Raw genomic sequence first — 26,306 nt, 5'->3', positions numbered from 1 at the left:
CGCACGATGATTTTTAATGACCAGAAAAGACAAAACCCCTACCTGCTCGCGCAGATAGGGGTTTTGCGAAATGAATCTTGACGATGACCTACTCTCACATGGGGAAACCCCACACTACCATCGGCGATGCATCGTTTCACTGCTGAGTTCGGGATGGGATCAGGTGGTTCCAATGCTCTATGGTCGTCAAGAAATTCGGTAGCCGGTGCGTTCTGAGAACGTGCCAGCGAATTCGGATATGTGATGTCTGTGAGCTGCGAATTTTCGGTTTCAGCGTCTTCACCACCACAATCTGCGTTGCAGATTGCTTGGGTGTTATATGGTCAAGCCTCACGGGCAATTAGTATGGGTTAGCTCAACGCCTCACAGCGCTTACACACCCCACCTATCAACGTCGTAGTCTTCGACGGCCCTTCAGGGGATTCAAGATCCCAGTGAGATCTCATCTTGAGGCAAGTTTCCCGCTTAGATGCTTTCAGCGGTTATCTCTTCCGAACATAGCTACCCGGCAATGCCACTGGCGTGACAACCGGAACACCAGAGGTTCGTCCACTCCGGTCCTCTCGTACTAGGAGCAGCCCCTCTCAAATCTCAAACGTCCACGGCAGATAGGGACCGAACTGTCTCACGACGTTCTAAACCCAGCTCGCGTACCACTTTAAATGGCGAACAGCCATACCCTTGGGACCGGCTTCAGCCCCAGGATGTGATGAGCCGACATCGAGGTGCCAAACACCGCCGTCGATATGAACTCTTGGGCGGTATCAGCCTGTTATCCCCGGAGTACCTTTTATCCGTTGAGCGATGGCCCTTCCATACAGAACCACCGGATCACTAAGACCTACTTTCGTACCTGCTCGACGTGTGGGTCTCGCAGTCAAGCGCGCTTTTGCCTTTATACTCTACGACCGATTTCCGACCGGTCTGAGCGCACCTTCGTACTCCTCCGTTACTCTTTGGGAGGAGACCGCCCCAGTCAAACTACCCACCATACACTGTCCTCGATCCGGATGACGGACCTGAGTTAGAACCTCAAAGTTGCCAGGGTGGTATTTCAAGGATGGCTCCATGAGAACTGGCGTCCCCACTTCAAAGCCTCCCACCTATCCTACACAAGCAAATTCAAAGTCCAGTGCAAAGCTATAGTAAAGGTTCACGGGGTCTTTCCGTCTAGCCGCGGATACACTGCATCTTCACAGCGATTTCAATTTCACTGAGTCTCGGGTGGAGACAGCGCCGCCATCGTTACGCCATTCGTGCAGGTCGGAACTTACCCGACAAGGAATTTCGCTACCTTAGGACCGTTATAGTTACGGCCGCCGTTTACCGGGGCTTCGATCAAGAGCTTCGCTTGCGCTAACCCCATCAATTAACCTTCCGGCACCGGGCAGGCGTCACACCCTATACGTCCACTTTCGTGTTTGCAGAGTGCTGTGTTTTTAATAAACAGTCGCAGCGGCCTGGTATCTTCGACCGGCATGAGCTTACGGAGCAAGTCCTTCACCCTCACCGGCGCACCTTCTCCCGAAGTTACGGTGCCATTTTGCCTAGTTCCTTCACCCGAGTTCTCTCAAGCGCCTTGGTATTCTCTACCCAACCACCTGTGTCGGTTTGGGGTACGGTTCCCGATTGTCTGAAGCTTAGGAGCTTTTCTTGGAAGCATGGCATCAACCACTTCGTCGCCTAAAGGCAACTCGTCATCAGCTCTCGGCCTTGAGATCCCGGATTTGCCTAAGATCTCAGCCTACCACCTTAAACTTGGACAACCAACGCCAAGCTGGCCTAGCCTTCTCCGTCCCTCCATCGCAACAATCGGAAGTACAGGAATATTAACCTGTTTTCCATCGACTACGCTTTTCAGCCTCGCCTTAGGGACCGACTAACCCTGCGTCGATTAACGTTGCGCAGGAAACCTTGGTCTTTCGGCGTGCGAGTTTTTCACTCGCATTGTCGTTACTCATGTCAGCATTCGCACTTCTGATACCTCCAGCAAGCTTCTCAACTCACCTTCACAGGCTTACAGAACGCTCCTCTACCGCATCACCAGAGGTGATACCCGTAGCTTCGGTGCATGGTTTGAGCCCCGTTACATCTTCCGCGCAGGCCGACTCGACTAGTGAGCTATTACGCTTTCTTTAAAGGATGGCTGCTTCTAAGCCAACCTCCTAGCTGTCTAAGCCTTCCCACATCGTTTCCCACTTAACCATGACTTTGGGACCTTAGCTGACGGTCTGGGTTGTTTCCCTTTTCACGACGGACGTTAGCACCCGCCGTGTGTCTCCCATGCTCGGCACTTGTAGGTATTCGGAGTTTGCATCGGTTTGGTAAGTCGGGATGACCCCCTAGCCGAAACAGTGCTCTACCCCCTACAGTGATACATGAGGCGCTACCTAAATAGCTTTCGAGGAGAACCAGCTATCTCCGAGCTTGATTAGCCTTTCACTCCGATCCACAGGTCATCCGCTAACTTTTCAACGGTAGTCGGTTCGGTCCTCCAGTCAGTGTTACCTAACCTTCAACCTGCCCATGGATAGATCGCCCGGTTTCGGGTCTATACCCAGCGACTAAACGCCCTATTAAGACTCGCTTTCGCTACGCCTCCCCTATTCGGTTAAGCTCGCCACTGAATATAAGTCGCTGACCCATTATACAAAAGGTACGCAGTCACCTAACAAAGTAGGCTCCCACTGCTTGTACGCATACGGTTTCAGGTTCTATTTCACTCCCCTCTCCGGGGTTCTTTTCGCCTTTCCCTCACGGTACTGGTTCACTATCGGTCAGTCAGTAGTATTTAGCCTTGGAGGATGGTCCCCCCATATTCAGACAAAGTTTCTCGTGCTCCGTCCTACTCGATTTCACCGCCAAGAGATTTTCGTGTACGGGGCTATCACCCACTATGGCCGCACTTTCCAGAGCGTTCCACTAATCTCAAACCGGCTTAAGGGCTGGTCCCCGTTCGCTCGCCACTACTAAGGGAATCTCGGTTGATTTCTATTCCTCAGGGTACTTAGATGTTTCAGTTCCCCTGGTTCGCTTCTTGCACCTATGTATTCAGTACAAGATACCTAGGTTATCCTAGGTGGGTTCCCCCATTCAGAGATCTCTGGATCACAGTCTGTTTGCCGACTCCCCAAAGCTTTTCGCAGGCTACCACGTCTTTCATCGCCTCTGACTGCCAAGGCATCCACCGTATGCGCTTCTTCACTTGACCATATAACCCCAAGCAATCTGGTTATACTGTGAAGACGACATTCGCCGAAAATTCGCGTGCTCAAGGAGCACTCACAAATTTTACCTTAGCCTGATCCACCAGCAGTGAAACTGGTGTTCAGTCTATTTCTATCACATATCCGAATTTTTAAAGAACGATCTGACAAAAGTCAGAAATCAACATTCACTTCACTCGCTACCCGAGTGGAATGTTCATTTCTGTATTCTGAACAGTGCGACGATCAAGCGTACACTTCAGCAAAAGGTGGTGGAGCCAAGCGGGATCGAACCGCTGACCTCCTGCGTGCAAGGCAGGCGCTCTCCCAGCTGAGCTATGGCCCCGTATCTCTAGGCTGCACCATGAAATGGTAGGTCTGGGCAGATTTGAACTGCCGACCTCACCCTTATCAGGGGTGCGCTCTAACCAACTGAGCTACAGACCTATAACAGGGTCGCGTTACAGCATCGTCTTCGTACAAAGAATCAAGCAATTCGTGTGGGAGCTCATCAGCAGGCTGATGTCTTCGATTAAGGAGGTGATCCAGCCGCAGGTTCCCCTACGGCTACCTTGTTACGACTTCACCCCAGTCATGAATCACACCGTGGTAACCGTCCCCCCGAAGGTTAGACTAGCTACTTCTGGTGCAACCCACTCCCATGGTGTGACGGGCGGTGTGTACAAGGCCCGGGAACGTATTCACCGCGACATTCTGATTCGCGATTACTAGCGATTCCGACTTCACGCAGTCGAGTTGCAGACTGCGATCCGGACTACGATCGGTTTTGTGAGATTAGCTCCACCTCGCGGCTTGGCAACCCTCTGTACCGACCATTGTAGCACGTGTGTAGCCCAGGCCGTAAGGGCCATGATGACTTGACGTCATCCCCACCTTCCTCCGGTTTGTCACCGGCAGTCTCCTTAGAGTGCCCACCATAACGTGCTGGTAACTAAGGACAAGGGTTGCGCTCGTTACGGGACTTAACCCAACATCTCACGACACGAGCTGACGACAGCCATGCAGCACCTGTGTCAGAGTTCCCGAAGGCACCTATCCATCTCTGGAAAGTTCTCTGCATGTCAAGGCCTGGTAAGGTTCTTCGCGTTGCTTCGAATTAAACCACATGCTCCACCGCTTGTGCGGGCCCCCGTCAATTCATTTGAGTTTTAACCTTGCGGCCGTACTCCCCAGGCGGTCAACTTAATGCGTTAGCTGCGCCACTAAAATCTCAAGGATTCCAACGGCTAGTTGACATCGTTTACGGCGTGGACTACCAGGGTATCTAATCCTGTTTGCTCCCCACGCTTTCGCACCTCAGTGTCAGTATCAGTCCAGGTGGTCGCCTTCGCCACTGGTGTTCCTTCCTATATCTACGCATTTCACCGCTACACAGGAAATTCCACCACCCTCTACCATACTCTAGCTTGCCAGTTTTGGATGCAGTTCCCAGGTTGAGCCCGGGGCTTTCACATCCAACTTAACAAACCACCTACGCGCGCTTTACGCCCAGTAATTCCGATTAACGCTTGCACCCTCTGTATTACCGCGGCTGCTGGCACAGAGTTAGCCGGTGCTTATTCTGTCGGTAACGTCAAAACAACCAGGTATTCGCTGATTGCCCTTCCTCCCAACTTAAAGTGCTTTACAATCCGAAGACCTTCTTCACACACGCGGCATGGCTGGATCAGGCTTTCGCCCATTGTCCAATATTCCCCACTGCTGCCTCCCGTAGGAGTCTGGACCGTGTCTCAGTTCCAGTGTGACTGATCATCCTCTCAGACCAGTTACGGATCGTCGCCTTGGTGAGCCATTACCTCACCAACAAGCTAATCCGACCTAGGCTCATCTGATAGCGCAAGGCCCGAAGGTCCCCTGCTTTCTCCCGTAGGACGTATGCGGTATTAGCGTCCCTTTCGAGACGTTGTCCCCCACTACCAGGCAGATTCCTAGGCATTACTCACCCGTCCGCCGCTGAATCGAAGAGCAAGCTCTTCTCATCCGCTCGACTTGCATGTGTTAGGCCTGCCACCAGCGTTCAATCTGAGCCATGATCAAACTCTTCAGTTCAATACTGCTTGGGTTTTTAAGAAACCCTAAACTTGGCTCAGCAATCTCAAATGACTATGTGATTTCTCGCATGGCCACTTGTGATGCTGATAATCTATGCGACGATCAGTCCATACTCACAAGCACCCACACGAATTGCTTGATTCAATTTGTTAAAGAGCGTTTGGTTAAGAGTCTTTCGTCTCAACCGAGGCGCGCATTCTACGCTTTCCTCTAAGCCTGTCAAGCGTTTATTTCGAAGTATTTTGCGAGAATCTCGTTCAACTTCAAACACTTGGCTCGCTGCGATCACTCGTAGCGGGAGGCTAATCATACAGCGTTAAACACCGCTGTCAACCACCTTTTTTCACCGCTGCCGATCAGCAGATCGAAGCACTTCCAGCACTGCCAGAACATCTAACTCATTGAAACTCAAGGAGTTTTCCGTTCCGTTTGCCCCGGAAGTGGTGCGCAGTATAAAGAGATTCCGAGAGGGGTCAAGCACTTATTTCACGAAAGTTTCAAATAACCGAAAAACACAGCGGGGCGGCTATATAGTCGCCCCGCCGTGTCACTCGATTAGAGGCTCGGGAACGCGAACTGAGACGCCTCATGGCTCTTGCGCTGCGGCCAGCGCTGGGTGATTGCCTTGCGCCGGGTGTAGAAACGTACGCCATCCGGGCCGTAAGCATGCAGGTCACCGAACAGCGAGCGCTTCCAGCCCCCGAAACTGTGGTACGCCACCGGCACCGGCAGCGGTACGTTGACGCCGACCATGCCCACTTCGATCTCATCGCAGAACAGCCGCGCCGCTTCGCCATCGCGGGTGAAGATGCAGGTGCCGTTGCCGTATTCGTGATCGTTGATCAGGTGCATGGCCTGCTCCAGGCTCTGCACGCGCACCACGCACAGCACCGGGCCGAAGATCTCTTCTTTATAGATGCTCATTTCCGGGCTGACCTGGTCGAACAAGGTACCACCGAGGAAATAGCCCTGCTCGTGCCCCGCCACCTGCAGGCCGCGGCCATCGACCACTAACCTGGCGCCTGCCGCGACGCCTTCTTCTATATAGCCGACGACCTTGTCGCGCGCAGCCGCCGTTACCAGCGGGCCCATGTCCAGGCCGCAGGAGGTGCCAGCACCAATCTTCAGCGCCTTGATCTGCGGCTCGAGCTTGGCAATCAGGGCATCGGCTACCTGGTCACCGACACACACTGCGACCGAGATCGCCATGCAGCGCTCGCCGCACGAGCCGTAGGCCGCGCCCATCAGCGCGCTCACCGCGTTGTCCAGGTCGGCATCGGGCATCAGCACCGCGTGGTTCTTCGCCCCGCCCAGTGCCTGTACACGCTTGCCGCGCTTGGTGCCTTCGGCATAGATGTACTCGGCGATCGGCGTCGAGCCTACGAAACTCAAGGCCTTGACCCGCGGCGCCTCGATCAGGGCATCGACCGCTTCCTTGTCACCGTGCACGACGTTGAGGATGCCCTTTGGCAGCCCGGCTTCCAGCAGCAGTTGAGCGATGAACAGGGTCGAGCTTGGATCACGCTCCGACGGCTTGAGGATGAAGGCATTGCCGCAGACGATCGCCAGTGGGTACATCCACAGCGGCACCATGGCCGGGAAGTTGAACGGAGTGATGCCGGCGACCACACCCAGTGGCTGGAAGTCCGACCAGGCGTCGATGTTCGGCCCCACGTTGCGGGTGTACTCGCCCTTGAGAATTTCCGGGGCGGCGCAGGCGTACTCGACGTTTTCAATACCGCGCTTGAGCTCGCCAGCAGCGTCCTCGAGGGTCTTGCCGTGTTCTTCGCTGATCAGTTGCGCGATCTGCGCCTCGTTCTGCTCCAGCAACTGTTTGAAGCGGAACATCACCTGGGCGCGCTTGGCCGGGGGCGTATTGCGCCAGGCTGGATACGCGGCGGCGGCCGAGTCGATGGCCTGCTGAACGGTGGCACGGCTGGCCAGCTCGACCTTGCGCGTGGCCTGGCCAGTGGCAGGGTTGAAGACATCGGCAGTGCGCTCGCCGCTGGACACCAGCTGGCCGTCGATCAAGTGCTGAACGGTGCTCATGCAAAACTCCATGGACAATAAGGAAGATGCGGGCGCCTGCGATGGCGCCCGTGTCGAAACGGCTGGATCAGTCGACCCGATTGAGGGTCTCGCCCACCGCATCGAACAGGCGGTCGAGTTCCTGCGGCTGGGTATTGAAGGTGGGGCCGAACTGCAAGGTATCGCCGCCGAAGCGCACGTAGAAACCTGCCTGCCAGAGCTTCATGGCCACCTCATAAGGACGCACGATGGCATCCCCGTCGCGCGCGGCGAGCTGGATGGCGCCGGCCAGGCCGTAGTTGCGAATGTCGACGACGTTCTTGCTGCCTTTCATGCCGTGCAGCAGGGTCTCGAAGTGCGGCGCCAGCTCGGCCGAAGCCTGCACCAGGTTTTCCTTTTGCAGCAGATCGAGCGCCGCGATGCCCGCCGCGCAGGCCACCGGGTGCGCTGAGTAGGTATAGCCGTGTGGGAATTCCACGGCGTACTCGGGGGTCGGCTGGTTCATGAAGGTGTGGTAGATCTCGCTGCTGGCAACCACTGCGCCCATCGGAATGGCGCCGTTGGTGACCTGCTTGGCGATGCACATCAGGTCAGGGGTCACACCGAACGCTTCGGCGCCGGTCATTGCGCCCATGCGACCGAAGCCTGTGATGACCTCATCGAAGATCAGCAGAATGTTGTGCTGGTCGCAGATCTCGCGCAGCCGCTTGAGGTAACCCACCGGTGGCGGCAGTACGCCGGCCGAACCTGCCAGCGGCTCAACGATCAGTGCGGCGATGTTGGACGCATCATGCAGCTCGATCAGTTTGAGCATTTCATCTGCCAGGGCGATACCGCCTTCCTGGGGCATGCCCTTGCTGAACGCATTGACCGGCAGCACGGTGTGCGGCAGATGGTCGACATCGAGCAACTGACCGAACATCTTGCGGTTGCCGTTGACCCCACCCAGGCTGGTGCCAGCGATGTTGACGCCATGGTAGCCGCGGGCGCGGCCAATGATCTTGGTCTTGGTCGCCTGGCCCTTGAGGCGCCAGTAGGCGCGGACCATCTTCAGCGCAGTGTCGGCGCACTCGGAACCGGAGTTGGTGAAGAACACATGGTTCAGCTCACCTGGGGTCAACTGGGTGATTTTCTCGGCCAGTTGGAACGACAGCGGATGGCCGAACTGGAAGGCCGGGGCGTAGTCGAGGGTCGCCAACTGGCGAGTGACCGCGTCGGTGATTTCCTTGCGGGTGTGACCGGCGCCGCAGGTCCATAGCCCGGACAGTGCGTCGAACACCCGGCGGCCCTTGTCATCCACCAGATGATTGCCGTCTGCCGCCACGATCAGACGCGGATCGCGGTGGAAATTGCGGTTGGCCGTGTAGGGCATCCAGTGAGCATCCAGCTTGAGCTGGCTGGCGACGCCGACAGGGGCGGTTTCGGGCATGTTCATCGGTGATTCCTCAAAAGACGATCAAACAACGATGCAGGTGTGGTTGCCACTAAACTGGCACGTCGATAAAGTCTGGAAAATCCTGCTTTTCTAAAGCTCAGGCAGTAGCGGACTAAACTTATGAGCCGACGCCCCGACCCACTGGCACAGGTCAGCGACTTCGATATCCGTTTATTGAAGATTTACCGCAGCGTAGTCGAATGCGGCGGTTTTTCTGCGGCAGAAAACGTGCTCGGCATTGGCCGTTCCGCCATCAGCCAGCAGATGAAAGACCTGGAGCAGCGTCTGGGCCTGCGCTTGTGCCAGCGGGGCCGGGCAGGATTTTCCCTGACCGAGGAAGGTCGCGAGGTGTACCAGTCGGCGCTGCAGTTGCTCGGCGCTTTAGAGACATTTCGTACCGAAGTGAACGGCCTGCACCAGCATTTGCGCGGCGAGCTGAACATCGGCCTGACCGACAACCTGGTAACCCTGCCACACATGCGCATCACCCACGCCCTGGCACAGCTCAAGGACCGCGGCCCGGATGTGCGCATCCAGATTCGCATGATCGCGCCCAGCCAAGTGGAGCAAGGTGTGCTCGACGGCAGCCTGCATATCGGCGTCGTGCCACAGACCACGCCACTGCCCGGCCTCGATTACCAGCCGCTGTACAGCGAACGCTCGCTGCTCTACTGCGCGGTGGGCCACCCGTTGTTCTACGCCGAGGACGCACGCATCGACGACCAACGCCTGGACAGCCAGGACGCCATCGCGCCGACCTTCCGCCTGCCGGCCGAGGTTCAGGCGTGCTATCAGGCGCTGCATTGCACCGCCAGCGCATCAGACCGTGAAGGCATGGCGTTCCTGATCCTGACCGGGCGCTACATTGGCTACCTGCCCGACCACTACGCCAGTTTCTGGGTGCAGCAAGGCCGCTTGCGCGCGCTCAAACCCCAGCAACGCTTCCACGACCTGAGCCTGAGTTGGGTGACGCGCAAAGGCCGGCGGCCGAACCTGGTGCTGGAAAGCTTCATCGATAGCCTGGCAACGACCCGCTAAGGGTTGTCAGGGATGCACAGGCAGGTAATCTGTCCGACAATCCGTTTCACCCGACCTGCACGGAATCGTCCATGAGCCTTGAAGTTCCCGCCCACCGCCTCCCCGCCTCAGGCAAGCCCGCCGGTCGCATTCGCCAGCAGAACGAACGCGCCATCATTCAGGCGGCCGAGGATGAGTTCGCCCGGCATGGCTTCAAGGGCACCAGCATGAACACCATCGCGCTCAAGGCCGAACTGCCCAAGGCCAACCTGCACTACTACTTCACCAATAAGCTGGGCCTGTACATCGCGGTGCTGAGCAACATCATCGAGCTGTGGGACAGCACCTTCAACGCCCTGAGCGTGGACGACGACCCTGCCGAGGCGCTGAGCACCTACATTCGTACCAAGATGGAGTTCTCGCGGCGCAACCCCCAGGCCTCGCGCATTTTCGCCATGGAAGTGATCAGTGGCGGCGAATGCCTGAGCGAGTATTTCTCTGCCGATTACCGGGTCTGGTTCCGCAGTCGCGCTGCCGTGTTCGAAGCCTGGACCGCGGCCGGCAAAATGGACGCGGTCGACCCGGTGCACCTGATTTTCCTGCTCTGGAGCAGCACCCAGCACTACGCCGACTTCGCCACGCAGATCTGCCAGGTCACCGGTCGCAGCCGCCTGACCAAGCAAGACATGCAACAGGCCAGCGACACGCTTATCCACATCATTCTCAAAGGCTGTGGCGTGCGCCTGCCCGCCTGACGTGATCTATGCCCTCTACCCTGCTTGAGCCGTGCGAATTTCGCGAAGAAATCCGCAAGAGCCGTTTCATCACCCTGGCTGCGCCCATCGACAGCGCGGACCAGGCCATGCAATTCATAACCACCCACAGCGATCTGGCGGCCACGCACAACTGCTGGGCGTGGAAAATCGGCAGCCAGTACCGCAGCAATGACGATGGCGAGCCCGGCGGCACGGCCGGCCGGCCGATCCTGGCCGCGATCGAGACGCAGGATTGCGACCAGGTGGTGGTGCTGGTGATCCGCTGGTATGGCGGCATACAACTGGGTACGGGCGGCCTGGCTCGAGCCTACGGCGGCGGTGCCAACAAGTGCCTGCAACAGGCGGCCAAGCGTGCACTGATCCAACGCAGCGAGTTCACCTGCAGTTGCAGCTTCAGCGAGCTGGCATTGGTCAAGTTGCGCTTGGCCGACATCGACGGCGTGCTACTCGATGAGCAATTCACCGCGCAAGGCGTCGATCTGACCCTGGCGTTTTCGGACGCCCATCTACCGCCCTTCCAGCAACAACTGGCCGATCTGAGCCGCGGGCGAATTCTTCTTATCCCTCGTTGAACGATTGCCCACAATCGCTGTGGGCCTGACTGTGGATAACCTTGGGGTAGCCGAGTGAAGGCCTTGCGCGGCAAGGCGCGCGCGGAGTTGGTCATTTTTTAGCCAGCCCTCGATCAGCCGTGAACAATCCACCGGTTATCAACGGCTTATCCCCTGTGAACGTGAATTCGACGATGCCGAGTGGGCAGGTTATCCCCCGCTATTGCGTTGCACACAGTTGGTGTGGAGCAGTCTGTGGATAAGCCGTGCGTCTCATGCTGCAAGCCACAGCGCATAAGGCCTACAGGGTTCTGTACGTTTTTTGCACAGCAGCTCTGTAACGGTGCAGCCTACCCAAGCTGTGGATATTTCCCACAGGGTGTGCGTTATGCTGCACCGCTCAGTCACCTTCCTGGAGTACCGCAATGTCCAACCCATCCGCACTCATCATCGGCGCTTCACGCGGCCTTGGGCTCGGCCTGGTCGAGCGACTGAGCGAGGCTGGCTGGCAGATCACCGCCACGGTGCGTGATCCGCACAAGGCTGAAGCGCTCGAAGCTGTCCCGGGCGTGGCCGTAGAAACACTGGAGATGAATGACGCTAGCCAACTCGAGGCACTGGCCGAGCGACTACAGGGTCGCACGTTCGACCTGCTGTTCATCAATGCCGGCGTAATGGGGCCGCTGCCCCAGGACCCGCGCAGCGTGCAGCTCAAGGACGTCGGCGAGCTGTTCATGACCAACGCGGTGGCACCGATTCGCGTCGCGCAGCGTCTGCTTGGCCTCGTTCGCCGGGACAGCGGCGTGCTGGCCTTCATGAGCTCCGGCCTGGGCAGCGTAGCCAGCCCCGATGGCGGCGAAATCTGCTTGTACAAGGCCAGCAAAGCCGCGCTCAACTCCATGATCAACAGCTTCGTGGTCCAAGCTCAGCGCCCTGATCTTGCCGTGCTGGCGATGCATCCGGGCTGGGTCAAGACGGCCATGGGCGGCGACAATGCCGAGATCGATGTGCTCACCAGCACGCGAGGCCTGCTCGAGCAAATCGACGCACACCGCGGCGTGCCAGGGCTGCGCTTCGTCGACTACCGCGGTGAAACCCTCACCTGGTGAATTGAACCCCGCGTGGGGCGGCGCTAGACTTGGCGCCCCGCCCCCGCGGCGGACCTGGATCAGCAGACAGGGCAACACTGAGCTGGCTTACCTGAACCCACTTTCAGAGGAGCCGGCGCCATGCCTGCGATCCGTACCTGGTTGAAATCCCCGCTCGCCATCTTCACCGCCAACGACATCGATGCCCGCGGCGGGCTGGTCATCGAAGATGGCTTGATCAGCGAATGCCTGGCCCTGGGCCAACAGCCCTCGACCCCCTGCCAACACGTGTTCGACGCCCGTGAGCATGTCGTTCTACCCGGCCTGATCAATACCCATCATCACTTCTACCAGACCCTCACCCGCGCCTGGGCGCCGGTGGTCAATCAGCCGCTGTTTCCCTGGCTCACCACCCTGTATCCGGTGTGGGCCAGGCTGACAGCCGAGCAACTGGCCCTGGCCAGCCGGGTGGCTATGGCTGAATTGCTGCTGTCGGGCTGCACCACCGCAGCCGATCACCACTACCTGTTTCCCCAGGGCCTGGACGAGGCCATCGATGTACAGGTCGAGGTGGTGCGCGAGCTGGGCATGCGCGCGATGCTCACCCGGGGTTCGATGAGCCTGGGGCAAGCCGAGGGTGGCCTACCGCCGCAGCAGACCGTGCAGCGGGGCGAGGTCATTCTCGCCGACAGCCAGCGCCTGGTGCAGCGTTACCATGAACGTGGCGCCGGGGCTCAAGTGCAGATCGCCCTGGCGCCCTGCTCGCCGTTCTCGGTCACCAGCGAGATCATGCGCGCCAGCGCCGAACTGGCCGCGTCACTGGACGTGCGGCTGCATACCCATCTGGCCGAAACCCTCGACGAAGAGGCGTTCTGCCTGCGTCGCTTCGCCCTGCGCACGGTCGACTACCTCGACAGCGTCGGCTGGCTCGGCCCTCGCACCTGGCTGGCCCATGGCATTCACTTCAACGAGCAAGAGATCACTCGCCTGGGTGCGGCCGGTACGGGCATCTGCCACTGTCCGACATCGAACATGCGCCTGGCGTCGGGCATCTGCCCGAGCCTGGAGCTGGAACAGGCAGGCGCGCCGTTGGGACTGGGAGTCGACGGTTCGGCATCGAACGATGCCTCCAACCTGTTGCTGGAGGCGCGTCAGGCGCTGTATCTGCAACGCCTGCGCTACGGCGCCGAGCAGATCACCCCGCACCGCGTACTGGGCTGGGCGACCCGCGGTTCGGCACAGCTGCTGGGACGCGACGACATCGGCAGGCTTGAAGTCGGCAAACAGGCGGATCTTGCGCTGTTCCGCTTGGATGAGCTGCGTTTTTCCGGCAGTCATGATCCCTTGGCCGCCTTGCTGTTGTGCGCCGCCGATCGCGCTGATCGGGTGATGATCGGCGGGCAGTGGCGTGTCATCGATGGGCAGATCGAAGGCCTGGATGTGCAAGGTCTGATCGCCGATCACCGCCAGGCTGCGGCGCGGCTCATCGCCGGCTGAAGGAGCTCGGACATGCATCCCTTGGACGAACGGACCGCGCCCAAGGGACGCAGGCCGGGCATACGGAACAAATTCCAGTAGAATGGTCAAGACTGTACCCGATTGAGATGTATAACCATGTATGACTGGCTCAATGCCTTGCCCAAGGCTGAATTGCACATGCACCTCGAAGGTTCGCTGGAGCCTGAGCTGCTGTTCACCCTGGCCGAGCGCAACAAAGTCGATTTGCCCTGGAAGGATGTAGACGCGCTGCGCGGTGCCTACGCCTTCAATAACCTGCAGGAATTCCTCGACCTGTACTACCAGGGTGCGGGTGTGCTGCAGACCGAACAGGACTTCTACGACCTGACCTGGGCGTACCTGCTGCGCTGCAAGGCGCAGAACGTGATTCACACCGAGCCGTTCTTCGATCCACAGACCCACACTGACCGCGGCATCCCTTTCGAGGTGGTGCTCAACGGTATCAACCAGGCACTGCGTGATGGTCGCCAGCAACTTGGCGTCGGCAGTGGGCTGATCCTGAGCTTCCTGCGCCACCTCAGCGAAGAAGAGGCCGAGAAAACCCTCGACCAGGCCCTGCCGTTCCGCGATGCCTTCATCGCCGTCGGCCTGGACAGTTCCGAGCGCGGCCATCCGCCCAGCAAGTTCGAGCGCGTGTTCGCCCGTGCCCGTAGCGAAGGCCTGGTGGCTGTGGCCCACGCCGGCGAGGAAGGCCCGCCCGAGTACATCTGGGAAGCACTCGACCTGCTGCACATCAAGCGCATCGACCACGGCGTGCGCGCCATCGAAGACGATCGCCTGATGCAGCGCATCATCGACGAGCAGATCCCGCTTACCGTGTGCCCACTGTCCAACACCAAGTTGCGGGTGTTCGATCACATGGGCCAGCACAACATTCTCGACATGCTCGAACGTGGTGTGAAGGTAACCGTCAACTCCGACGACCCGGCCTATTTCGGCGGGTACGTCACTGAAAACTTCCACGCCCTGCACGAGCACTTGGGCATGACCCAGGACCAGGCTCGTCGCCTGGCGCAGAACAGCCTGGATGCCAGGTTGATCTGAACCTGTGCGAAGTCTTCGCCCGGCTAACCCACCTGCAAGGTGCTGACCCGGGCGATGCCATTGATTTGCTGGATACCCAGTGCAGTGGTTTGCAGGGCCCGCCCGCCTTCCTGGTCGAGCATCCACCCCGATTGCATGAACAGTTTGAACAAGGCCTGCCCGAGCACCCCGCCCAGGTGCGGTCCTTGATCGCTCCACTGACTGCAGCGGCAGATCACCCCGCCACGGTGCGCATGGGGTGCCAGGGCATCGATGTACACGCCAAGATGCTCCAGCTCCAGACGCCCCTGGCCACTGACCAGCAATTGCTCGCCGCGCCGAGAAAGCCAGCCTGCGTCTACCAGTCGCTGGAACAGCTCGGCCGCCAGCTCACCGCCCAGGTGATCGCCACAGCGGCGCGCGCGGCGCATCGCCAGCGGAATCTGCAGAGGCGCCGGCGAGCCGCCGCGTCTTGCCTCGCCGGCCTCCATCACCAGGGTCGCCAGTGCCTCGACGGCCGCCGCCACCTCTGGCGTGGCAAGACGGAAGTAGCGGGTTCGGCCTCGGGACTCCAGACGCAACAACCCCGCGGAAGACAACAACGACAGATGCGCGCAGGCCGAGGAACAGGTCAGCCCGGCCATCATTGCCAGTTCGGCGGTAGGTCGTGGAGTGCCGTCGATCAGCGCCCAAAGCATGGCGCTGCGCTTGGGGTCTGCCATGAGGCTGGCGATACGGCTGATGCTGCTCACTGCTTGCATGTCTGCGCTACTCCCTTCGAGGTGATGTCCTGAGCCGGGCGTTAGCGCGCTGAGGGCCACACCGCAGCGGTCGCCGAGGCCGCCCGGGCGACCTGCCAGGGCGAGTATAAGCCGCGGCGGGTCGACGACTACGGGGTGTTCAGCGGCGTTCACCAGAGAAAGTACAGAGGGTCATGGCACCCAATGAGGAAGCTTCTCCTCAGTCAATAAAGGCCCAATTGCGCCTTAGGGCCTGCGCTATAGCCCTTGGAGCGCAGATGACAGCCGTGTCGCGTTGAAAAACATGCGATTAAGCCGACACCCTGCTTCCACAGGTATTGCAGAAAAAAGAGACTCTGCGACAACGCAATTTGGCCCTGCTCAGGCGAGCGCCTGCCAGCGCCGGGTACACAGGGCGATCGTCACCACCAGCACCCCGCAAAGGCTGATCACCAACGTCATCGGCACCGCGCTGCCATCGGCCAACACCCCTACCAACGCCGCGGCGCCTGCGGCGACACTGAATTGCAGGCTACCCATCAGCGCCGAGGCACTGCCGGCGCGGCCGCCCTTGCCCGCCATGGCCAGAGCCGAGGCATTGGGGGCAATGCAACCCAGGCTGGAAATGCACACGAACAATGGCACCAGCAACGGCCATAGCTGCACTGGTCGCAACGCGGTTATCGCCAGCAACACTGCGCCACTGACCAGGTATACCCACACCGCCTTGCCCAGTAACACGGCCGGACCGCGCCTGGTCAGCAAGCGGGCGTTGACCTGAGCAACCAGAATGAAGCCTGCCGCATTGATGCCGAACAACCAGCCGTAATGCTCGGCCGGCACGCCATAGAGACGAATGAACACGTACGGTGAGCCGGCGATGTAGGCGAACATGCCAGCGATGGCGACGCCGCCGGTCAAGGCATGGCCGATGAACACGCGGTCGCGCAACAGACGCAGGTATTGCCCACCGGCACCGGACAGCGGCGCACGGGCAATGTGCGCCGGCAGGCTTTCCGGCAGACCCAGCGTCACCGCCAGCAGGCAACTGGCGCTGAACAACGCGAGCACAAGGAAGATCGACTGCCAGCCCACGCTGTTGACCAGCAGGCCTCCGAGCATCGGCGCCAGAATCGGCGCCAGCCCCATGACCAGCATCAACTGCGAGAAGACCTTGGCCGACTGCACGGCGTCGCAGCGGTCGCTGACGATGGCCCGTGACAGCACCATGCCCGCGCAGCCACCGAGGGCCTGGACGAAGCGCGCCGCGATCAGCGTGTCGAGGTTCGGCGCATAGGCGCAGGCCAGCGAGGCAAGCGTGAACAGGCCGACGCCGAACAACAGGGGCAAGCGTCGGCCAAAACGGTCTGCCACCGGCCCGTAGGCCAGTTGACCGATGGCCAGCCCCAGGAAGTAGGCCGCCAGGGTGGTCTGCACGTGGGGCTCGTCGGTGGCGAACGCCTGAGCCATGGCCGGGAAGGCCGGCAAGTAGAAATCAATCGCCAAAGGCCCGAACGCACTCAGTGCGCCCAGGATGAGGACCATTCGCAGGTTCATCGGGAATCCGTAGCAAGCTAAGCAAGTGCCGCATTCTACGCGTCCCGCGGCCAGCAGGGGGAAAAACTGCCCCCCGCTCGTCCCTCGGTGTCAGGCGCTCTCGGCCTGGTAGCCTTCCTCGCGAATGGCCTCGAGCAGTTGCTCGGCGCTCAGTTGACTCTGCACCTTGACCTGCTTGCCAGCCAGGTCGACTTCGACCTGCGCCGCTGCATCCTGCGCCTGAACGGCGCGGGTGACGGCCTTGACGCAGTGGCCGCAGGTCATGCCTTGCACGTTGAATACTTGCATCGGGAGCTACCTCGTCTCGGTGGAGGGTGTGCAGTCTCAACCTTGCCACCAGGGCAAGGTCAAGGGCTGGATGGAATCGGGCTGGCAATCCGCGCGCTGCTCGGCCAAGCTTGAGCGCTCGACCCGCTCTGAGCAGGAGACCTTGCCATGATCACCACCGCCCTGCGCGTACTCGCGCTGCTCGGCGCCTCGCTGGCCGCGCCCTTTGCCAGCGCTGACGGCACTTCGGACTACAGCGTGCTGATCATTTCCCGCGAGCGTCTGGAAGTGGCGACCAACTGTGAAATCGGCATCTACCTCAACGATCAGCTCTCGGCCCGGCTGTTCCAGGAGCAATCCACCAGTTTCAATCTGCCGCCCGGCACCGTGGATGTGCGCCTGCGCTTGTTGCCAGGGCAAGTCGCCGGCTGCAGTGCGGGCCTGGAGAACCAGCGCAATCAACGCCTGACCCTGAGCAGCGGACAGATCAATAAATACCGCATCGCCATGAATCAGGACGGGCTGTACCTGACCCGTGTCGGCCTGGGCTATTGACCTTACCCGCATGGCAAGGTTGAAGCTGATGGCCTGACACAGGGAGTAGCGCCATGTCCGCATTCACCACCTATCAATTACCTATCGTCGGCATGACCTGCGCCAGCTGCGCCGGGCGAGTCGAGCGCGCACTGGGCAAGGTTGCCGGCGCCCAGGGCGTCAGCGTCAACCTGGCCACGGAACAGGCGCGGCTGAGTGCGCCCGCTGGCAGCCTGCCGGCACTGCTCGACGCGGTGCGTACGGCCGGCTACGAGGTGCCGACGCGCAGCCTCGAACTGCAGATCGGCGGCATGACCTGCGCCTCGTGCGCAGGCCGCGTCGAGCGAGCGTTGGCCAAACAACCTGGCGTGCAGCAGGTCAGCGTGAACCTTGCCAGCGAGCGCGCCCACCTGCAGGTGCTGGCCAGCGTCGACGATGCCGCCTTGCTCGCCGCGGTCGACACCGCCGGCTACAGCGCCAGCCTGCCGCAGGCCCGCGGAGATGACGCCGAGCAGGCACAACGGCGCCTGCGCAATGAACGCCTGGCCGTAGGGGCGGCGCTGCTGCTGGCACTGCCGCTGGTGCTGCCGATGCTGGGACAACCATTCGGCCTGCACTGGATGCTGCCGGCCTGGGCGCAATTTCTGCTGGCCACCCCGGTGCAGTTCATTCTCGGTGCGCGCTTCTACGTGGCGGCCTGGAAAGCCGTGCGTGCCGGCGCGGGCAATATGGACCTGCTGGTGGCGCTGGGCACCAGCGCCGGCTACGGCCTGAGCCTGTATCAGTGGGCCAGTGCCGAAGCGGGTGTAGAGCCCCACCTGTATTTCGAGGCCAGCGCCGTGGTCATCGCCCTGGTGCTGCTGGGCAAGTACCTGGAAAGCCGCGCCAAACGCCAGACCGCCAGCGCCATCCGCGCGCTCGAAGCGCTGCGCCCCGAGCGCGCCCTGCGGGTGGTCGAGGGTATTGAGCAAGACGTCGCCATCAGCCAACTGCGCCTGGGTGACCAGGTGCTGGTCAAACCCGGTGAGCGCTTCCCGGTCGACGGCGAAATCATCGACGGCCACAGCCATGCTGATGAAGCGTTGATTAGCGGCGAAAGCCTGCCGGTGGCCAAGCAGCCGGGCGACCGGGTGACCGGTGGCGCCATCAATGGTGAGGGACGGCTGCTGGTGCGCACTGAAGCGCTGGGCACCGAAACCGTGCTGGCGCGCATCATTCGTCTGGTGGAAGACGCGCAGGCCGCCAAGGCGCCGATCCAGAAGCTGGTCGACCGCGTCAGCCAGGTGTTCGTCCCGGCGGTGCTGCTGCTGGCACTGGCCACCCTGCTCGGCTGGTGGTTCAGCGGCGTGCCCCTGGAAACGGCGTTGATCAACGCGGTCTCGGTGCTGGTGATCGCCTGCCCTTGCGCGCTGGGCCTGGCGACACCTGCCGCGATCATGGCCGGCACCGGTGTTGCCGCCCGCCACGGCATCCTGATCAAGGACGCCGAGGCGCTGGAACGTGCCCACGCGGTCAACCGCGTGGTGTTCGACAAGACCGGCACACTGACCTCGGGCACCCCACGCATCGTCCACAGCCAGACCCTCGACGCCGACCCTGCCGACGCCCTGCGCCTGGCCGGTGCCCTGCAGCGCGGCAGTGAACACCCGCTGGCCAAGGCGGTGCTCGACCAGTGCGCAGAACAACACCTGCAAGTGCCCGCCGTGGACGCCAGCCAGGCGCTGACCGGGCGAGGTATCGCAGGCGCTGTCGAAGGTCGGCAACTGGCCCTTGGCAACCGCCGCCTGCTTGATGAGAGCGGGCTCGAACCCGGTGAACTGGCGGCCAGCGCCCAGGCCTGGGAGGCCGAGGGGCGTACGCTGTCGTGGCTGATCGAGCGCGGCGAGCGGCCACGGTTGCTGGCACTGTTCGCCTTTGGCGACAGCCTCAAGCCCGGTGCCAAACAGGCCATCGAAGCGCTGCATCAGCGCCACATCAGCAGCCACCTGCTGACCGGCGACAACCGCGGCAGCGCCAAGGTGGTGGCCGAGGCTCTGGGCATCGACGACGTGCATGCCGAGGTGTTGCCCGCCGACAAGGCCGCCAGCGTCGCCCGGCTCAAGCTGGACGGGGTGGTGGCGATGGTCGGTGACGGCATCAACGATGCCCCGGCGCTGGCCGCGGCAGACATCGGCATCGCCATGGGCGGCGGCACCGATGTGGCGATGCAGGCAGCCGGCATCACCCTGATGCGCGGCGACCCGCGCCTGGTGCCGGCAGCGCTGGAGATCAGCCGCAAGACCTACGCCAAGATCCGCCAGAACCTGTTCTGGGCCTTCATCTACAACCTGGTGGGCATTCCCCTGGCGGCACTGGGCTACCTCAATCCGGTGCTGGCCGGCGCCGCCATGGCGCTGTCGAGCGTCAGCGTGGTCAGCAACGCCCTGTGGCTGAAAACCTGGAAGCCCGATACGCATGACTCGGAGACGCCATGAACATCGGTCAGGCCGCCCGCCGCAGCGGGCTCAGCGCGAAGATGATCCGTCATTACGAAGCCATCGGCCTGCTCGCCCCAGCGGCGCGCAGCGACAGTGGCTATCGCCTGTACCAGGCCGACGACCTGCACCGTCTGGCCTTCATCAAGCGTTCACGGGACCTGGGTTTTTCCCTCGATGAGGTGGCGCGCCTGCTGACCCTCTGGCAAGACCGCCAGCGCGCCAGCGCCGACGTCAAGGCCCTGGCCCAGCAGCACATCGAAGCCCTCGACCTGCGCATCGCCGAGCTGGTCAGCCTGCGCGAAACCCTGGGTGAACTGGTCGCCGGCTGCCAGGGCGACGAGCGTCCCGACTGCCCGATCCTCAAGGATCTGGCCAGCGGCGGCTGCCACTGAAACACCCGGCCTGCGCCCTGACGCAGGTCGCTTTCGGCCAAATGCGACAGGCCCGTCGCTGCGGGCGACCGCCGGCGACGAAATCCGTCGCCCTGCCCTTCACAAAACCCCACCGCTGCCGATGACCTGACACGGGCGTCATGTGTCTTGAACATCTGCTTTTGGAGTGGGGATGAATATCAAACAAAAACTGACCTGGGCCTTCGCGATCATTGCCGGTCTGCCGATCGCGCTGGTGGCGACGATGGTCGTGCTGAGCCTGCGTGAAGATGCGCGGGACGACTTCGTCGACAGCAGCACCCGGGAGATCCGCCAGGTCGGCAATGCCATGCAGTTGTTCTTCAAGGCCATCGACCAGAACGTCGATTTCCTCGCCCAGCAGCCGCTGATCACCGAATCGGGCAGCAACCTCAACAAGTACCTGACCGCCGACGCCTCCAACGTGCTGGGCGAGCAGGACCAACGCGTGCAGCGCCTGCTCGACCAGCTCGGCTCCACCCATTCCAGCTACGCCTACATGGCCTATGCCCTGGCCGACGGCGGCTACGTCGGCTGGCCTGCCGGGCAGAAGCTCGCCAGCTACGATCCGCGCGAGCGCCCCTGGTACAAACTGGCGATGGCCAACCCCGGCAAGGTGCTGCGCACCGACGCCTACTACTGGGCCGCCGACGATGCGGTGCTGATCAGCACCGTGCGCAGCGTCACCAACCCGCTGGGCAACCCTGGCGGCGTGGTCAATATCGACGTGTCGCTGAACGGCCTGACCGAGATCGTCAAGAACATCAAGGTCGGCGACAGCGGCTACCTGATGCTGGTCGAGCACAACGGCAACGTGCTGGTCGATCCGCGCGATGCCAGCCACAACTTCAAGCCGCTGGCGAGTTTCGAAGGTGGCTATGCCGAGCTGGCCAAGGCCGGCAAAGGCCTGGTGGAAGTCGAGCTCAATGGCGTGCCCTACATGGCCAACGTCTACACCGACGAGCAACTGGGCTGGACCTTCATCGGCCTGATCCAGCATGACGAGGTGATGCAGAGCACCACCGAGCTGAGCTGGATGATCGGCGGCATCGCCGTGCTGCTGGCAGCCCTGTTCGCCGTGGTCGGGGCCGCCTTCGCGCGGGTCATCGTGCGCCCGATCAATGGCGTGACCCGTGGCCTGGAAGACATCGCCCAAGGCGAAGGCGACCTGACCCGCAACCTGGCCGTACAGGGGCGTGACGAAACCGCCCAGCTCGCCAGCTGGTTCAACCAGTTCCTCGGTGCCATCCGCAGCCTGATCCAGCACATTAGCGGTTCGGCCGGAAAGATTCTCCAGGCCTCGGCCACCGCGACCCAGGTGTCGAACGACATGGCCGATGCCGCCGGGCGCCAGCGTGAGTCGGTGGACATGGTGTCCACCGCCTTCCACGAAATGGTCGCCACCGCCAACGAAGTGGCGCGCTCGTGCAGCCAGGCCGCGCAGTCGGCCGACAGCGGCCAGCAGCAGGCCCGCGAAGGGCAAGCGCAGATCGATGCCGCAGTGACCAGCGTCGATCGTCTGAGCCAGGAGATCGAGCAGTCGGCGCAGTCGATCCAGCAACTGGAGCGCGACAGCAACGCCATTCAGTCGATTCTCGGCACCATCCGCTCGATTGCCGAGCAGACCAACCTGCTGGCGCTCAACGCCGCCATCGAAGCCGCCCGCGCCGGTGAACAGGGCCGCGGCTTTGCCGTGGTGGCCGATGAAGTGCGCGCCCTGGCCAAACGCACCGCCGACTCCACCGCGGAAATCGACGGTCTGCTCGGCAACCTGGCCAACCGTACCGCCGAGGTGGCCGAGCAGATGCACGCCAGCCTGGAGGTGTCGGTGCAGTCGGTGACGCGCATCGGCATGGCCCGCGACAGCTTCGGGCAGATTCGCGAATCGGTGGATGTGATCCGCGACATGAACACCCAGATCGCCACCGCCGCCGAGCAGCAGCACCAGGTGGCCGAGGACATCAACCGGCACATCAGCCAGATCCATGGCGATGCCCAGCGGGTGGCCGAACTGGCCCATTCGGCGCGCCAGGATTCCAACGAACTGGCGGGTTTTTCCAACGAGCTGGATGCGCTGGTCAGACGCTTCCGCACCTGAAACGCAGCACCGCGCGCGCCGTTCACCCGGCGTGCGTCAACCCCGTAGTACGCGCCCCACATAATAATGATTGCTTCGCCCAGACCCTCTGCCCTGCAGCACAACAAGAATCGGAGCGTAGTCATGAATATCAAGCACAAACTCACCTGGGCCTTCGCTGTCATCGCCGGCCTGCCCATCGCCCTGGTGGCCGCCATCGTGGTGTTCAACCTGCGCGATGAGGCCCGCGATGACTTCGTCGAAAGCAGCAGCCGCGAAATCAGGCAGGTCGGTAACGCCATGGGCCTGTTCTTCAAGGGCATTGACGAGAACGTGGCCTTTCTTGCCGCGCAGCCGATGTTCAACAGCCTGAGCAACAACCTCAACAAGTACATGGCCGACAAGCCTTCCTACGAACTCACCGAGCAATCGCAGGAAGTGCTCACCTACTTCGATCGCCTGGCCAAATCCCACCCCGACTATGCCTATGTGTCCTACGGCGTGGCGGACGGCGGTTATGTGAGCTGGCCGAACAGCAACAAGCTCGACGGCTACGACCCGCGCAAGCGTCCCTGGTACCAGAAAGCCATGGCCAGCCCCGGCAAGCCCCTGCGCTCCGAGGCCTATTACTGGGCGGCCGACGATACCGTGCTGATCAGCACCGGGATCACCGTGGCCAATGCCTTCGGTGCCAATGGCGGGGTGCTCAACATCGACGTCTCGCTCAACGGCCTGACCGAGATCGTCAAGAAGATCAAGCTCGGCGAAAGTGGCTACCTGATGCTGATCGAGAACAACGGCAACGTGCTGGTCGACCCGCGTGATGCCAGCCACAATTTCAAGCAGCTCGACAGCCTCGGCGGCGACTACGCCACTCTGGCCAAGGCCGGCAAAGGCCTGGTCGAAGTGCAGCTCAACGGTGAGCGCTACATGGCCAACGTGTATCCCGACGAGCAACTGGGCTGGACCTTCATCGGCCTGATCCAGCACGACGAAGTGATGCAGAGCGCAACCCGCCTGAGCTGGCTGATCGGCGGCGTTGCCATCGTGCTGGCGGCGCTGTTCGCGGTGATCGGCGCGGCGTTCGCCAAGGTCATCGTCAGCCCGATCAACAGTGTTTCCAGCGGCCTGGAAGACATCGCCCAGGGCGAAGGCGACCTGACCCGCAACCTGCAGGTGCGCGGCCGCGACGAAACCGCCCAGCTCGCCAACTGGTTCAACCAGTTCCTGGGTGCCATCCGCAGCCTGATCCAGCACATCGGCCAGTCGGCCAGCAAGATCCTCAGCAGCTCGGCCAGCGCCACCCGCGTCTCCGGTGACATGGCCGACGCGGCCGGGCGCCAGCGTGAAGCGGTGGACATGGTCTCTACCGCCTTCCACGAAATGGTCGCCACCGCAAACGAAGTGGCGCGCTCGTGCAGCCAGGCCGCGCAGTCGGCCGACAGCGGCCAGCAGCAGGCCCGCGAAGGGCAAGCGCAGATCGATGCCGCAGTGACCAGCGTCGATCGTCTGAGCCAGGAGATCGAGCAGTCGGCGCAGTCGATCCAGCAACTGGAGCGCGACAGCAACGCTATTCAGTCGATTCTCGGCACCATCCGCTCGATTGCCGAGCAGACCAACCTGCTGGCGCTCAACGCCGCCATCGAAGCCGCCCGCGCCGGTGAACAGGGCCGCGGCTTTGCCGTGGTGGCCGATGAAGTGCGCGCCCTGGCCAAACGCACCGCCGACTCCACCGCGGAAATCGACGGTCTGCTCGGCAATCTGGCCAACCGTACCGCCGAGGTGGCCGAGCAGATGCACGCCAGCCTGGAGGTCTCGGTGCAGTCGGTGACGCGCATCGGCATGGCCCGCGACAGCTTCGGGCAGATTCGCGAATCGGTGGATGTGATCCGCGACATGAACACCCAGATCGCCACCGCCGCCGAGCAGCAGCACCAGGTGGCCGAGGACATCAACCGGCACATCAGCCAGATCCATGGCGACGCGCAATTGGTGGCCGAACTGGCCCAGGCCGCGCGCCAGGACTCCGAAAGCCTGGCGGGGCTGTCCAACGAGCTGGACGCACTGGTGCGGCGGTTCCGTACCTGATCCTGAACCGAAACCAGGGCTGCGCCCTGGTTTCGCGGCTAGAGCCTCAGACCACCGTGTAGGAGTGGATTTACCCGCGAGTGGCCGGCACAGCCGGCCCAATCCAGACTGCGCGTGGCCGCCCCACAACCGCTCAAACCCCCTACCCAGAGCCTCTCAAGCCACTCCACAAGCAATTGACGTACGCGTCGTATGCCAATAGCATGCGCGCCGTATGTCAATGCCTGAGGAAAGTCGCATGGCTCAAGCACGCCGCAGTCGCGCGCACATGATCGAAGAGACACGCGCCAAGCTGATCGCCACGGCACGCAGCGCGTTCGCCGAACACGGCTTCGCGAATACCTCGATGGATGATTTCACCGCCGCCGTGGGCCTGACCCGCGGCGCACTGCACCACCATTTCGGCAACAAGGAAGGGCTGTTGATCGCGGTCATCGAGGAAATCGAAACCGAGGTCAACGAGCACCTGCGCCGCGTATCGGCGGCGGCGCCGAACCGCTGGGAAGGCTTCCGTCAACGTTGCCGCACCTACCTGCAACTGGCCCTGGAGCCGGAGATTCGCCGGATCATCCTGCAGGATGCCCGCGCCGTGTTCGGTGACGTGCCCGCTGCCGCACAGTCGCTGGGGGTCGCCGAATTGCAGGCGGCGCTGGATCAATTGCTGGCCGACGGCGTGATCGCAGCGCTGCCGACCCCGGTCATGGCGCGAATGATCTATGGCGCGGTCACCGAGGCCTCGTGCTGGATCGCCGAACCGGACGCCGAACTGAATGAACGCCTGCACCAGGCACTGGACGCTCTTGAGCGTCTGCTGGACGGGTTGCGGGTCACAGGAGAACACCCATGAGTACCGTCAACAGCGCCCAATGGCGCAACACCTCGACGCAGTTCGGCAGGCTCGCCAAGTGGCTGCACTGGACCAGCGCGGCAGCCTTCATCGCCGCTTATGTGGTGGTGTATTACGTGATCTGGTTCATGGACGATGAATCACCCGAGGCCTGGCCGGTGCTCAACGTGCACTGGATGCTGGGCTTGCTGGTCGGTTTCCTGGTGGTGCCCCGCCTGCTATGGCGCGCGCTCAACGTGCAACCTGAAGCGCCGCTCGGCTCGCCCGTCGAGCATGCTCTGGCGCGGGTCGCGCACTGGGGCCTGTATGGCCTGCTGATCCTCATGCCCTTGACCGGCTACCTGGGCACCGGCGCCGACACCGATTACGGCCTGTTCAGCGTCACCGGCTTCAACGAAACGGCGCTGTTCGGCTGGATCAGCAACCACTACGCGGTGAGCTGGGAAGCCTTCGAAGCGCCGCTCGATGTCGTGCACCACTTCGTCGGCAAATGGGTGGCCTGGGTCGTGGTGGGCCTGCATGTGCTGGCCGCGCTGTACCACCACGCGGTGCGCCGCGACGACACCCTGCGACGCATGCTGCCCTGAGCGAGCG

General features: G+C 61.7%; 19 protein-coding genes, 2 tRNA genes, 3 rRNA genes and 2 pseudogenes. 16 read left to right on the top strand and 10 right to left on the bottom strand.

Going from position 1 to position 26,306, the window contains the following annotated elements; translation table 11 throughout:
• Positions 1-75 precede the first annotated feature (75 nt).
• The 7 genes from rrf to LK03_RS08675 all read right to left on the bottom strand — a co-directional run bounded on the left by rrf (position 76) and on the right by LK03_RS08675 (position 8,742).
• Positions 76-191 (bottom strand): 5S ribosomal RNA (gene rrf / locus LK03_RS08705).
• A gap of 128 nt (positions 192-319) precedes the next feature.
• Positions 320-3,211 (bottom strand): 23S ribosomal RNA (locus LK03_RS08700).
• 265 nt (positions 3,212-3,476) lie between these two features.
• Positions 3,477-3,552 (bottom strand) — tRNA-Ala (locus tag LK03_RS08695).
• A 24-nt stretch (positions 3,553-3,576) separates the two neighbouring features.
• A tRNA-Ile gene (locus LK03_RS08690) sits at positions 3,577-3,653 on the bottom strand.
• An 86-nt stretch (positions 3,654-3,739) separates the two neighbouring features.
• Positions 3,740-5,276: ribosomal RNA gene (locus LK03_RS08685) — 16S ribosomal RNA — on the bottom strand.
• The 16S, 23S and 5S rRNA genes sit together here with 2 tRNA genes alongside, the layout of an rRNA operon.
• 558 nt (positions 5,277-5,834) lie before the next feature.
• On the bottom strand, positions 5,835-7,328 hold the full coding sequence (locus LK03_RS08680) for a CoA-acylating methylmalonate-semialdehyde dehydrogenase (RefSeq protein ID WP_038411956.1): 1,494 nt from the start codon (positions 7,326-7,328) through the stop codon (positions 5,835-5,837).
• A 67-nt stretch (positions 7,329-7,395) separates the two neighbouring features.
• Entirely contained in the window at positions 7,396-8,742 is a 1,347-nt protein-coding gene (locus tag LK03_RS08675) for an aspartate aminotransferase family protein (protein WP_038411955.1), read from the bottom strand.
• Between the two features lie 120 nt (positions 8,743-8,862).
• Here LK03_RS08675 and LK03_RS08670 point away from each other — a divergent pair, with 120 nt between their 5' ends.
• From LK03_RS08670 to LK03_RS08645, 6 genes are all read left to right on the top strand, one after another.
• Positions 8,863-9,780 carry a LysR family transcriptional regulator gene (locus LK03_RS08670; protein ID WP_038411954.1) on the top strand — a complete coding sequence of 306 codons (918 nt, stop codon included), beginning with the start codon at positions 8,863-8,865 and terminating at the stop codon, positions 9,778-9,780.
• Between the two features lie 71 nt (positions 9,781-9,851).
• Positions 9,852-10,514 carry a TetR/AcrR family transcriptional regulator gene (locus tag LK03_RS08665; protein ID WP_038411953.1) on the top strand — a complete coding sequence of 221 codons (663 nt, stop codon included), beginning with the start codon at positions 9,852-9,854 and terminating at the stop codon, positions 10,512-10,514.
• Positions 10,515-10,522: 8 nt separating this feature from the next.
• On the top strand, positions 10,523-11,107 hold the full coding sequence (locus LK03_RS08660; protein WP_038411952.1) for an IMPACT family protein: 585 nt from the start codon (positions 10,523-10,525) through the stop codon (positions 11,105-11,107).
• Between the two features lie 404 nt (positions 11,108-11,511).
• Complete coding sequence (locus LK03_RS08655) at positions 11,512-12,195, top strand: SDR family oxidoreductase (RefSeq protein ID WP_038411951.1); 684 nt, start codon at positions 11,512-11,514, stop codon at positions 12,193-12,195.
• Between the two features lie 120 nt (positions 12,196-12,315).
• Positions 12,316-13,671: an 8-oxoguanine deaminase gene (locus LK03_RS08650; RefSeq protein ID WP_038411950.1), complete on the top strand. Its 1,356-nt coding sequence runs from the start codon at positions 12,316-12,318 to the stop codon at positions 13,669-13,671.
• A gap of 117 nt (positions 13,672-13,788) precedes the next feature.
• On the top strand, positions 13,789-14,736 hold the full coding sequence (locus LK03_RS08645; RefSeq protein ID WP_038411949.1) for an adenosine deaminase: 948 nt from the start codon (positions 13,789-13,791) through the stop codon (positions 14,734-14,736).
• A 23-nt stretch (positions 14,737-14,759) separates the two neighbouring features.
• Here LK03_RS08645 and LK03_RS08640 read toward each other — a convergent pair whose 3' ends face one another.
• The 3 genes from LK03_RS08640 to LK03_RS08630 form a co-directional block, all read right to left on the bottom strand.
• Positions 14,760-15,476, bottom strand: coding sequence for a helix-turn-helix transcriptional regulator (locus tag LK03_RS08640; protein ID WP_038411948.1), 717 nt, complete (start codon positions 15,474-15,476; stop codon positions 14,760-14,762).
• A 360-nt stretch (positions 15,477-15,836) separates the two neighbouring features.
• Entirely contained in the window at positions 15,837-17,012 is a 1,176-nt protein-coding gene (locus LK03_RS08635) for a multidrug effflux MFS transporter (protein WP_038411947.1), read from the bottom strand.
• Positions 17,013-17,102: 90 nt separating this feature from the next.
• Positions 17,103-17,300 (bottom strand): heavy-metal-associated domain-containing protein, encoded by a 198-nt coding sequence (locus LK03_RS08630; protein ID WP_028696514.1) that lies wholly within the window; start codon positions 17,298-17,300, stop codon positions 17,103-17,105.
• Positions 17,301-17,328: 28 nt separating this feature from the next.
• Here LK03_RS08630 and LK03_RS22640 point away from each other — a divergent pair, with 28 nt between their 5' ends.
• The 10 genes and pseudogenes from LK03_RS22640 (at position 17,329) to LK03_RS08595 (ending at position 26,299) form a co-directional block, all read left to right on the top strand.
• Complete coding sequence (locus LK03_RS22640; RefSeq protein ID WP_276203319.1) at positions 17,329-17,451, top strand: hypothetical protein; 123 nt, start codon at positions 17,329-17,331, stop codon at positions 17,449-17,451.
• Positions 17,448-17,834: a hypothetical protein gene (locus LK03_RS08625; protein WP_038411946.1), complete on the top strand. Its 387-nt coding sequence runs from the start codon at positions 17,448-17,450 to the stop codon at positions 17,832-17,834. The genes LK03_RS22640 and LK03_RS08625 overlap by 4 nt, the downstream gene beginning before the upstream one ends.
• 53 nt (positions 17,835-17,887) lie before the next feature.
• On the top strand, positions 17,888-20,287 hold the full coding sequence (locus tag LK03_RS08620) for a heavy metal translocating P-type ATPase (protein ID WP_038411945.1): 2,400 nt from the start codon (positions 17,888-17,890) through the stop codon (positions 20,285-20,287).
• A complete protein-coding gene (gene cueR, locus LK03_RS08615) occupies positions 20,284-20,682 on the top strand; it encodes a Cu(I)-responsive transcriptional regulator (protein ID WP_038411944.1) in 399 nt (132 codons plus the stop codon). Before LK03_RS08620 ends, cueR begins: the two co-directional genes overlap by 4 nt.
• 172 nt (positions 20,683-20,854) lie before the next feature.
• Positions 20,855-21,940: pseudogene (locus tag LK03_RS22820) on the top strand (cache domain-containing protein); the annotation flags it as partial.
• 90 nt (positions 21,941-22,030) lie between these two features.
• Positions 22,031-22,798, top strand: a complete 768-nt coding sequence (locus LK03_RS22815) for a methyl-accepting chemotaxis protein (RefSeq protein WP_430962074.1) — start codon at positions 22,031-22,033, stop codon at positions 22,796-22,798.
• A 66-nt stretch (positions 22,799-22,864) separates the two neighbouring features.
• Positions 22,865-24,007 (top strand): annotated as a pseudogene (locus LK03_RS22810) (HAMP domain-containing protein); the annotation flags it as partial.
• A gap of 90 nt (positions 24,008-24,097) precedes the next feature.
• Complete coding sequence (locus tag LK03_RS22805) at positions 24,098-24,865, top strand: methyl-accepting chemotaxis protein (protein ID WP_430962073.1); 768 nt, start codon at positions 24,098-24,100, stop codon at positions 24,863-24,865.
• Positions 24,866-25,103: 238 nt separating this feature from the next.
• On the top strand, positions 25,104-25,712 hold the full coding sequence (locus LK03_RS08600; protein ID WP_038411939.1) for a TetR/AcrR family transcriptional regulator: 609 nt from the start codon (positions 25,104-25,106) through the stop codon (positions 25,710-25,712).
• Positions 25,709-26,299, top strand: a complete 591-nt coding sequence (locus LK03_RS08595; protein WP_038411937.1) for a cytochrome b — start codon at positions 25,709-25,711, stop codon at positions 26,297-26,299. The genes LK03_RS08600 and LK03_RS08595 overlap by 4 nt, the downstream gene beginning before the upstream one ends.
• The last annotated feature ends 7 nt before the right edge of the window (positions 26,300-26,306 follow it).

This window comes from Pseudomonas cremoricolorata (genome assembly GCF_000759535.1).
Taxonomy (GTDB): Bacteria; Pseudomonadota; Gammaproteobacteria; order Pseudomonadales; family Pseudomonadaceae; genus Aquipseudomonas; species Aquipseudomonas cremoricolorata_A.
This window is presented reverse-complemented; position numbering and strand designations above follow the sequence as displayed.

What these genes read in the sequence shown, in the direction of transcription:
- LK03_RS08630 (WP_028696514.1), bottom strand. Translation starts at nt 17,300, where the DNA reads ATGCAAGTATTCAACGTGCAAGGCATGACCTGCGGCCACTGCGTCAAG.
- LK03_RS08670 (WP_038411954.1), top strand. Translation starts at nt 8,863, where the DNA reads ATGAGCCGACGCCCCGACCCACTGGCACAGGTCAGCGACTTCGATATC.
- cueR (WP_038411944.1), top strand. Translation starts at nt 20,284, where the DNA reads ATGAACATCGGTCAGGCCGCCCGCCGCAGCGGGCTCAGCGCGAAGATG.
- LK03_RS08665 (WP_038411953.1), top strand. Translation starts at nt 9,852, where the DNA reads ATGAGCCTTGAAGTTCCCGCCCACCGCCTCCCCGCCTCAGGCAAGCCC.
- LK03_RS08635 (WP_038411947.1), bottom strand. Translation starts at nt 17,012, where the DNA reads ATGAACCTGCGAATGGTCCTCATCCTGGGCGCACTGAGTGCGTTCGGG.
- LK03_RS22805 (WP_430962073.1), top strand. Translation starts at nt 24,098, where the DNA reads ATGGCCGACGCGGCCGGGCGCCAGCGTGAAGCGGTGGACATGGTCTCT.
- LK03_RS08625 (WP_038411946.1), top strand. Translation starts at nt 17,448, where the DNA reads ATGATCACCACCGCCCTGCGCGTACTCGCGCTGCTCGGCGCCTCGCTG.
- LK03_RS08620 (WP_038411945.1), top strand. Translation starts at nt 17,888, where the DNA reads ATGTCCGCATTCACCACCTATCAATTACCTATCGTCGGCATGACCTGC.
- LK03_RS08680 (WP_038411956.1), bottom strand. Translation starts at nt 7,328, where the DNA reads ATGAGCACCGTTCAGCACTTGATCGACGGCCAGCTGGTGTCCAGCGGC.
- LK03_RS08640 (WP_038411948.1), bottom strand. Translation starts at nt 15,476, where the DNA reads ATGCAAGCAGTGAGCAGCATCAGCCGTATCGCCAGCCTCATGGCAGAC.
- LK03_RS08595 (WP_038411937.1), top strand. Translation starts at nt 25,709, where the DNA reads ATGAGTACCGTCAACAGCGCCCAATGGCGCAACACCTCGACGCAGTTC.
- LK03_RS08660 (WP_038411952.1), top strand. Translation starts at nt 10,523, where the DNA reads ATGCCCTCTACCCTGCTTGAGCCGTGCGAATTTCGCGAAGAAATCCGC.
- LK03_RS08675 (WP_038411955.1), bottom strand. Translation starts at nt 8,742, where the DNA reads ATGAACATGCCCGAAACCGCCCCTGTCGGCGTCGCCAGCCAGCTCAAG.
- LK03_RS08645 (WP_038411949.1), top strand. Translation starts at nt 13,789, where the DNA reads ATGTATGACTGGCTCAATGCCTTGCCCAAGGCTGAATTGCACATGCAC.
- LK03_RS08650 (WP_038411950.1), top strand. Translation starts at nt 12,316, where the DNA reads ATGCCTGCGATCCGTACCTGGTTGAAATCCCCGCTCGCCATCTTCACC.
- LK03_RS22815 (WP_430962074.1), top strand. Translation starts at nt 22,031, where the DNA reads ATGGCCGATGCCGCCGGGCGCCAGCGTGAGTCGGTGGACATGGTGTCC.
- LK03_RS08655 (WP_038411951.1), top strand. Translation starts at nt 11,512, where the DNA reads ATGTCCAACCCATCCGCACTCATCATCGGCGCTTCACGCGGCCTTGGG.
- LK03_RS08600 (WP_038411939.1), top strand. Translation starts at nt 25,104, where the DNA reads ATGGCTCAAGCACGCCGCAGTCGCGCGCACATGATCGAAGAGACACGC.